The 8,541-nt window shown below is 65.8% G+C and carries 7 protein-coding genes and 1 tRNA gene; 3 read left to right on the top strand and 5 right to left on the bottom strand.

Annotated features, from left to right (window positions below; translation table 11 throughout):
- On the bottom strand, window positions 1-257 hold a 257-nt coding region (locus JNL31_RS14505; RefSeq protein WP_294974592.1), incomplete at its 3' end, for a transcriptional repressor.
- A gap of 273 nt (window positions 258-530) precedes the next feature.
- Here JNL31_RS14505 and fabA point away from each other — a divergent pair.
- Complete coding sequence (gene fabA, locus JNL31_RS14500; RefSeq protein ID WP_294974583.1) at window positions 531-1,040, top strand: bifunctional 3-hydroxydecanoyl-ACP dehydratase/trans-2-decenoyl-ACP isomerase; 510 nt, start codon at window positions 531-533, stop codon at window positions 1,038-1,040.
- A 456-nt stretch (window positions 1,041-1,496) separates the two neighbouring features.
- Here the strand turns inward: fabA and JNL31_RS14495 are convergent, their stop codons facing one another.
- Window positions 1,497-2,249, bottom strand: coding sequence for a glycosyltransferase family 25 protein (locus JNL31_RS14495; RefSeq protein ID WP_294974581.1), 753 nt, complete (start codon window positions 2,247-2,249; stop codon window positions 1,497-1,499).
- 121 nt (window positions 2,250-2,370) lie between these two features.
- Between JNL31_RS14495 and fabB the strand changes: the two genes are divergently transcribed.
- Both fabB and JNL31_RS14485 read left to right on the top strand, forming a co-directional pair.
- Complete coding sequence (fabB, locus tag JNL31_RS14490; protein ID WP_294974578.1) at window positions 2,371-3,600, top strand: beta-ketoacyl-ACP synthase I; 1,230 nt, start codon at window positions 2,371-2,373, stop codon at window positions 3,598-3,600.
- Between the two features lie 11 nt (window positions 3,601-3,611).
- Window positions 3,612-4,400: an enoyl-ACP reductase gene (locus JNL31_RS14485; RefSeq protein ID WP_294974575.1), complete on the top strand. Its 789-nt coding sequence runs from the start codon at window positions 3,612-3,614 to the stop codon at window positions 4,398-4,400.
- Window positions 4,401-4,477: 77 nt separating this feature from the next.
- Here the strand turns inward: JNL31_RS14485 and JNL31_RS14480 are convergent, their stop codons facing one another.
- From JNL31_RS14480 to JNL31_RS14470, 3 genes are all read right to left on the bottom strand, one after another.
- Entirely contained in the window at window positions 4,478-5,302 is an 825-nt protein-coding gene (locus JNL31_RS14480) for a hypothetical protein (protein ID WP_294974572.1), read from the bottom strand.
- Between the two features lie 181 nt (window positions 5,303-5,483).
- Window positions 5,484-5,557 (bottom strand) — tRNA-Gly (locus JNL31_RS14475).
- Between the two features lie 66 nt (window positions 5,558-5,623).
- On the bottom strand, window positions 5,624-8,497 hold the full coding sequence (locus JNL31_RS14470) for an FAD-binding and (Fe-S)-binding domain-containing protein (protein ID WP_294974569.1): 2,874 nt from the start codon (window positions 8,495-8,497) through the stop codon (window positions 5,624-5,626).
- Window positions 8,498-8,541: the final 44 nt, after the last annotated feature.

Genomic DNA, 8,541 nt, shown 5'->3' with positions numbered 1-8,541 from the left:
GTGTCGAAATAGCTTCTCGACCCATCGACAACGATCTCGTTCATCAGACCGGCGTCGCAGAAGGCGCGCAAAGTGTTGTAGATCGTGGCGAGGCTGACCTTTTCGCCGGCGTCCTGCGCCAGCGCGAACAGGCTCTCGGCGGTCACATGCCGGTTCATTCCGTCGCCGACAAGAAGCTCGGCCAAAGCAAGCCTCTGACGGGTGGGGCGCAACCCTCCCGCTTTCAGCCAGTCAGCACTTTCAACCTTGCCCGCCACTTGCCCGCCACTTGCCGTCGCGATCCAGACTGCCCCGATATAGTGCGCGAACCCCTGCAACTTCAATCGATTTCCGCTGGATCTGCTGAAAATCGGCGGCGGTCTGGCGCGGAAATCAGACTAGCGACGGTCCGGACTACGGCGGCAGAGCGGCACAAACACTTTCCGGCAGATTTCTTGGCCCGGCGCGTGCCGACACCGAATTCCCTTGCCCTTGCCACTCTTCCTGGGCCGATGCTAGGTAGGGCCAGCAGCATTGGAGGATCGCAAGGCATGGCGCCCTACCCGACTTACTTCGACAAGGACGCTCTGCTTGCCTGCGCAAGGGGCGAGCTTTTCGGCCCCGGCAATGCCCAGCTGCCCGCCCCGCCGATGCTGATGATGGACCGGATCACCGACATCTCGGAAGACCGGGGCGAGCATGGCAAGGGCCATGTGGTGGCCGAATTCGACATCACCCCCGACCTCTGGTTCTTCGACTGCCACTTCCCCGGCAACCCGATCATGCCGGGCTGCCTTGGCCTTGACGGGCTCTGGCAGCTGACCGGCTTCAACCTCGGCTGGCGCGGCTGGCAGGGGCGCGGCTATGCGCTTGGCGTGGGTGAGGTGAAGCTGACCGGCATGGTCCGCCCCGACCGCAAGAAGCTCACCTACCACGTCGATTTCACCAAGGCCCTGCAAACCCGCCGCCTGACCATGGGCGTGGCGGACGGTCGGGTCGAGGCGGATGGCGAGGTGATCTATCTCGTCAAGGACATGAAGGTGGCGTTGAGCGAGGCCTGAGCACGTTCATTTCGTGGTGGTGGATGAAGGCTCTACCTCTCCCGCCCTGGAAAAAGATCAGCTTGCGGCGTCACCGGAGCGCGCTGTGCGCCCGGAAGACTGCGAAGGCCTTTGCGCGCTCGCAAACTTTCCGATCGCTCTGACAGTTGGTTTCTGGTGGTTCGCCTTCTGCATTCCCGGCAAGCGGCCGTATGGGCCGGGTCACGCCCTGATCGGGTCCGACATCGGAATTGCGCGGGTCCCTAGCTGCACACTGCCTGTCTTGACCCAGGCGTTCGCGAACCCAGGCATTCGCGAACATCGTGCTTTGCGTAGCGGCGCCAGGGTCTTCACGTTGGGACTGCATCGCTGCCGGGCTGTTGCCGGGCCGCCCCGCGATGGCCGACCGGACCGAGGCCAAGCTTACGGAATCCCTGGTTGGACGCGATCTTGCGCCGCCCGCAGGCTGCCCGCACCCTACCCCCGCGGCAGCATCGCCCGGAACGGCCGCAGCATCCGCCGCGCCCAGCCGGCAGCCTTCGTCGCTCTCCATCCGGTTGCGACCGAGATGTCCGACTTGCTCGACCGTTGTCTGGCAACCGCAGGCACGCAGATATAGGCGGGCACCCCCGGATGCGCCCTGCGAAACCAGGAATAGGCCCCGTCGACATGCATCGGCCCGCCCTCGGGCGATCCCGGCGGCCTTTGCAGGATGGCCTCCAGATAGTTCGTCATCTGCGCGATGATCTCGCCCCGCATCCCGATGAAATGCGCCAGCAGCAACTCCTGCTCCGGTTCCACCGCTGTCAGCGAGATCGCCCCGTCCACCGCGCGCTCCTGACTCCGCCCCCCGTGCAAGAAGGCCCAACCGGTCTCATGCAGGGAATCCAGCCGCACCCCCGGGGCCAGCGCCGCCGGGGTCCAGTCCACGTCATCCTCCAGGATGAGGATGCTGCGATACCCCTTCGCGACCGCGTCCCTCAGCACGCCCAGATGGCTCAGGAAACACCCCCGCTCGCCGATCGACCCGAAATCCCCCCGGTCGGACGGGCGCACCGCCGCGAAAATCTCGACCAGCGGATCGCCGACCTCCAGCCCGATCCGTGCCAGCTGCCCCGCCATCTCGCGACGACGATCCGTCCGTTCCGCCAGATTGATGACGTAGACCCGGTCGAACAGGTCGCGAAAGAATGCCGCGTCAAATCGGGACTGAGAACCGGCTGTCGTCATGGCCCAAGGACTAGCCGCTCGCCCCAGTGGAAACAAGCACCGCATTGATCTGGGCGGCCAAGCTCCTTGCCCCCTCCCCCCCGCTGCCCTAAACAGGCCCTAAGTCACCAAGGGAGGCCCCATGCGCCGTGTCGTCATCACCGGGATCGGGATCGTCTCGTCCATCGGCAACAATGCCGCCGAGGTCGAGGCCTCCCTTCGCGCGGGCAAGTCCGGCATCGTCTTCGCCCCCGACTATGCCGAGCATGGCTTCCGCTGCCGGGTCCATGGCCAGCCCAACATCGTGCTGGAAGACCACATCGACAAGCGCGACCTTCGCTTCATGGGCGACGGTGCCGCCTATACCTTCATCGCCATGGACCAGGCCGTCAAAGACTCCGGCCTGTCCGAGGCCGACATCTCGAACGACCGCACCGGGATCATCGTCGGCTCCGGCGGGCCGTCCACCAAGTCGTTCTTCAAGGCTCACAACATCGTCCGCGAGACCGGCTCGCCAAAGCGCATCGGCCCCTTCGGCGTGACCAAGGGCATGTCCTCCACCGTCTCGGCCTGCCTTGCCACCCCGTTCAAGATCCGCGGCGTGAATTACTCGATCACCTCCGCCTGCTCGACCTCCGCCCATTGCATCGGCAACGGCACCGAACTGATCCAGATGGGCAAACAGGACATCGTCTTTGCCGGCGGCGGCGAGGAGCTGGACTGGACGCTCTCCTGCCTCTTCGACGCCATGGGCGCGATGTCGTCGAAATACAACGACGCCCCGGAAACCGCCTCGCGCACCTATGACGCCAACCGCGACGGCTTCGTCATCGCCGGCGGCGGCGGGATCGTCGTGCTGGAGGAACTGGAACACGCCCTCGCCCGCGGCGCAAAGATTTACGGCGAAGTCACCGGCTACGGCGCCACCTCCGACGGCTACGACATGGTCGCGCCCAGCGGCGAAGGCGGCGAACGCGCCATGCGCCTTGCGCTGTCAACGCTGCCGAAGGGCCGTCGGATCGACTATATCAACAGTCACGGCACCTCGACCCCGGTCGGCGACATCGGCGAGGTCAAGGCGATCCGCCGCGTCTTCGGCGAGGGCAAGACCCCGCCCATCGCCTCCACCAAGTCGCTGACCGGCCATTGCCTTGGCGGCGCGGGCGTGTGGGAGGCGATCTATTCGCTGATCATGATGAACAAGGGCTTCATCGCCGCCTCGGCCAACGTCATCACCCCCGACCCGGAGCTTCTGCCGGGCGAGATCGTGACCCAGATGCGCGACGGCGTGACTATCGACTCCGTCCTCTCCAACTCCTTCGGCTTCGGCGGCACCAACGCCACTCTCGTCATGTCGAAATACCAGTCCTGAGGAGCCTTCGAATGGCCAATCTGATGCAGGGCAAGCGCGGGCTTGTCATGGGCGTGGCGAATGACCGTTCCATCGCCTGGGGCATCGCCTCGGCGCTTGCGGCAGAAGGGGCGGACCTGGCCTTCAGCTACCAGGGCGACGCCTTCGGCAAACGGGTGCAGCCGCTGGCGGCCGGTGTCGGCTCGGATTTCCTGATCGACGTTGATGTGACGAACGAAGACAGCCTTGACGCCTGCTTCGCCGAGGTCGGCCGCCGCTGGGGCAGCCTCGACTTCGTGATCCACGCCATCGCCTTTTCCGACAAGACCGAGCTGACCGGCCGCTTCGTCAACACCACGCGCGGCAACTTCCTGAATTCGCTGAACATCTCCTGCTTCAGCTTCATCGACGTGGCCCGCCGCGCGGAACCCCTGATGACCGAAGGCGGGTCCTTGATCACCCTGACCTTCCAGGGCTCGAACCGCGTCTCGCCGAATTACAACGTGATGGGCGTGGCGAAAGCCGCGCTGGAATCCGCCACCCGCTATCTCGCCAACGACCTCGGCCCGCAGAAGATCCGCGTCAACGCCATCTCTCCCGGCCCGATGAAAACCCTCGCCGGTTCCGCCATCGGCGGCGCCCGCGCCACCTTCCGCCACACCGAGGAAAACGCCCCCCTCCGCGCCAACGCGACGCTGGAGGCCATCGGCGGCACGGCGGTCTGGCTCTGCTCCGATTACGGCGCCTGCACGACGGGGGAAATTATCCACGTCGACGGCGGCTATCACGCGCTTGGCTTCCCGCAGGCGGAGAATTTGTAGAGACGGCCTGAGACGTGGGCAGATTGCCCACCGTACCGGACGCTGCGTAGGGTTGGCAATTTTCCCACGCACCGACCCTACAGCATCACCCCCACCCGCCCCGTCGCCCGATACCCGCCTGCCGGATCGCCCTCCAGCACCAGCATCTGCGCAGCCAGCTCCGCCTTGGACGCATCCCGGAAGATCCCGTCACCGCTCAGGCTCACCTCCTCGATGGTCTCGCGACTGCGGGCATAGAGCGGCTGGTTGTCATAGACGGCCCTGCACTCGGCCTCGGGCAGAGCAAACTGCGAAGTCAGCAGCGCCCCCTTCCCCGACACCGCCATCTCGGCGCTGGAAAAGACCTCGAAATGGACATGCGGCCAGCGGCCCGGATAGCAGGCCGGGAAGATCGTGGTGAACCGCACCCGGCCCTGATCGTCGCTGATCCCCACCCCGCGCAGGTAGTTCCGATCCTGGGCCGCGTAGATCGAATAGATCCCAGCGGCATCGCACTGCCAGACATAGACCGCCATCCCGCCCAGGGGTGTGCAGGCCCGGTTCACATCGACCAGCGTGATCTCCAGCGTCACCGGCACGCCCTCCGCCACCGGGGTCAGCCCGCCGATCGAGGTGCGGATGTCCTCGCGGATCACACCCTCCTCGGTCAGGATGTTGACCGTCTGCCCCTCACGGACATTCGTCCCGTCCGCGGGGAACGGCCCTTCGGTTTCGACCGGGTTCGCCACGCAGACCGAACCGTCCGCCGCAGTCCCCGTCACGGTCCCCGCCCGGCCGCGCGCCGCCCAGAGAGACAAGGCCGCCCCGCCCATGGCCAACCCCGTCAGCACCAGCCGCCGCCGGGTCAGATGCGGCAGGTCGGCGGCAAGGCCCTCGGGTCCGTGGTCGTCAGCGTCGGTCATGCGCAGGTCTCCTTCGACGTTGCGCAGTAGTACGCGCAGGGAGAGACATTCCGTCGCCAGGCCGGCCCGAGATGCTGCAAACACCTGACAGGGTGCCGACGACCAGGCACAAGCCGTTGAAATTTCGCCGTGATCGCATTCTGTCCACCGTGGACAGTGGATGGCATCACATGGGTGAGGATGGAGCGGGTGACGGGAATCGAACCCGTGTCTCTAGCTTGGAAGGCTAGGGTCTTACCATTACACAACACCCGCGCTTGCAGTGGTAGGTATTCGTACCCAACCGGTTCGTCAAGGCAGCGTACCGGTTGTTCGCGCAGCTCAGTGGCTTGCGCACACCTGGATCATCGCCGTCGGGATCTTCGATCCATCCGGAACCTGGCCAGAGGACAACGCGTCCGCGATGAGTCCAAGGGGATGGCAAAGCCTGCGGGAGGCCAGGCGCTCGGCCTGGCAACGGCAGGAAAAGCCCGTCGCTGCCACGGGAATCTCCCCCAGGAGGGCGTCGCGCCAGGAAATGTCGAAAAGCTTTCGCGAGACAGCCTGATGCCGCCTTTGATGGCCGAAAAGCCCTGCCATGCCGCAACAGCCTGTGGCCAGGGTTTCCGATTCCATCCCGATGGCACGGAAGACCTGCGTCCACTGCGCCTGGGCCTCGGGCTGGCCGGTAGCTTCCGTGCAATGCGGCAGCGTGCGCACTTTGCCCGAAGCCTGCGGGAACCTCCGGCCGGATGCCAGCGCGCCGACCAGAAACTCTTGCGGCAGAAGCACTGGAAGGCGGGGGAGACCCTGCTTCGGGTAGTCCTGCCGGAACAGCATGACCAGTGCGGGGTCCATGCCGATCAAGGAAACGCCCTGGTGAACCAGCGGTTCCAGGCGTCTGACCAGCGCTTGCGCCATTCTGTGGAAACCATCGAGGTCGCCAAGGTTCAAGGCCGCCTTGCCTGAGGGCAGAAGGTCCAGCAGGCGGGGCGCATAGCCCAGCGCGGTCATCCCGGTCACGACATCGCGTCGCAGGCCGGGATCGAAAAGCGCAGTAAACCAGTCGTCGACCAGAACGACGGTGTTCTCCGGATACGGCCCGCTGCCCAGACGCAGCGATCGCGGCGTACGGGGCGACAGACGGCGGGGAAGATCTGTCGTCCGGGTGGCGATCTCGCCCACCTTCACCAGAACCGGCCACAGGGGCGACACAACCGGCGCAAGGCGCTGGAGCAGAGGACTCAGCCGCTCTGCCGCAAGCACCAGGCGGTCGGAGAGCGGCCGACGGTTTCGTTGGAAATGGTCCGAGAGGAAAGCCGTCCGCATGCTCGGGATATCCACCTGTACCGGGCAGGACGAAGCGCAGGCTTTGCAACCGAGGCATCCGTCAAGCGCCGCCATCAGGTCGGTTTCCATGGTCGGCGAGACTGTTCCGGCGCTTCGCGCGCGGTGCCAGTCGCGCAGCGCATCGGCCCGGCCCTTGGGGCTGTGGCGCAGGTCTGCGGTGGCCTTGAAGGACGGGCACATCGGGGTGGCGGCGGCGTAGCTCAGGCATTGCGCGTTGCCATTGCAGCGGAACGCCTTGGTCAAGGCATCGTCTTCCGGTGTGTTGAAGGCGCGGAAAGGGGTGGTGGCGACACCCATGATGTCGTCCCGGTCCGAGACGAGCTTGCCGGGGTTGTAGCGGCCTTGAGGGTCGAAGGCGGCTTTCACGCCCTGCAGGGCGCGGTAGGCCTCATCGCCGATCCAGTCCTTCAGGTAGGCACCGCGAACCCCCTTGCCGTGCTCGCCCCAGAAGATGCCGCCGTGCTTGCGGGTCAAGGCAAAGACAGCGTCCGAAACGGCGACGAGCTTGGCTCGGTCTTCGTCGGCGTCGATGTTCAAGGCAGGGCGGACGTGCAGGCAACCGACATCGACATGCCCGTAGATGCCGAAGCCAAGGCCGTGCTGTGTCAGAAGCGCCAGGAAATCGTCGATGAAGGCAGGAAGATTCTCGGGCGGGACCACGCAATCCTCGACGAAGGCCACGGGACGGGCGGGTCCGTCGATCCTGCCCAGAAGCCCGACCCCGGCTGACCGGATTGCCCAAAGCGCGCGGATTTCGCCCCTGTCGCGCGCCTCATGCACGGCCGAGGCGCCCGGAAGATCGGCCAGCAGTCTGCGGCAAGCATCGACCTGCGCATCCAGGGCGGTCGCGTCGTCACCGTTGAACTCGATGAAGCTATAGGCCAGCCGCTCGCCCTGCTTTGACTGCAAGGCGGGGGGAAGCCGGGTCAGGATGCCCGCTTTGGCCGCAAGATCCTGCACCACCTCGTCCATCACCTCGATCGCGGTCGGGTCGGCCTGCAACAGTGGCGCGGCCGAGGCAAGTGCGTTGCGGAAGCTGTCGAATCCGACGACCAGAAGCCGCTTTTCGCGCTCGATCCGGCGCAGCTTGACCCGGATGCGGGTGATCAGGCCCAGCGTGCCCTCGGCCCCGAGGAAAAGGCGCCACCAGTCAAAGCCGCCATCCGGCGGGCAGGCCCGGTCAAGGTCGTAGCCGGTGAAGCGGCGGTTCAGGCGGGGGGTGGCGGCGATGAAGGCGTCGCGCCCGGCCCTCGCCGCTGCCTCGGCGGCCTTCAGCATGGGACGTGCCCAGTCAGGCGGCGGTTCAGCGCTGTGCAGAAGACCCTCGGGGCAAGCCAGTTCCAGCGCGAGAATGTTGTCGCTGGTCTTGCCATAGATGCGGGAGCCCTTGCCCGAGGCATCGGTCGCGACCATCCCGCCGACGGTGCAACGGGTCGAGGTCGAGGTTTCGGGCGCGAAGAACCATCCCGTCGGGCGAAGCCGGTCGTTCAGGTCATCGAGCACCATGCCCGGCTCGACCTCGGCCCAGCCTTCGACCGCATTCACCGCAACAAGCCGGTTCATGTGGCGGCGCAGATCGACGATCACGCCACGGTTCAGGCTTTGGCCGTTTGTGCCGGTGCCGCCGCCGCGCGGGGTAATCGGGGTGTCGGCCCAGTCGGGACGCGCCATGACCCGCAACAAGCGCTGGACATCGGAGGCATCGGTCGGGGCGACGATCAGATCGGGCAGAATGGCATAGACCGAATTGTCGGTGGACATCGCGGCGCGCAGGGCCCGGTCCGTCTCGATCTGGCCAGCAAACCCGGCCTTGCCCAGGTCGGCGGCAAGGCGGGTGACGGGAAGAACCGGGCTTTTGTCGGTCAAGGCTGCCTCCTGCAACAATGCCTTGAAACACGAAAATGAAATTC

Source organism: Tabrizicola sp., from assembly GCF_016792905.1.
GTDB lineage: Bacteria > Pseudomonadota > Alphaproteobacteria > Rhodobacterales > Rhodobacteraceae > Tabrizicola.
The sequence above is the reverse complement of the archived record's forward strand: the minus strand, read 5'-3'. Positions and strand labels throughout refer to the sequence as shown.

Coding starts and splice junctions, on each gene's coding strand:
- fabA (WP_294974583.1), top strand. CDS start 531: ATGGCGCCCTACCCGACTTACTTCGACAAGGACGCTCTGCTTGCCTGC.
- JNL31_RS14495 (WP_294974581.1), bottom strand. CDS start 2,249: ATGACGACAGCCGGTTCTCAGTCCCGATTTGACGCGGCATTCTTTCGC.
- fabB (WP_294974578.1), top strand. CDS start 2,371: ATGCGCCGTGTCGTCATCACCGGGATCGGGATCGTCTCGTCCATCGGC.
- JNL31_RS14485 (WP_294974575.1), top strand. CDS start 3,612: ATGGCCAATCTGATGCAGGGCAAGCGCGGGCTTGTCATGGGCGTGGCG.
- JNL31_RS14480 (WP_294974572.1), bottom strand. CDS start 5,302: ATGACCGACGCTGACGACCACGGACCCGAGGGCCTTGCCGCCGACCTG.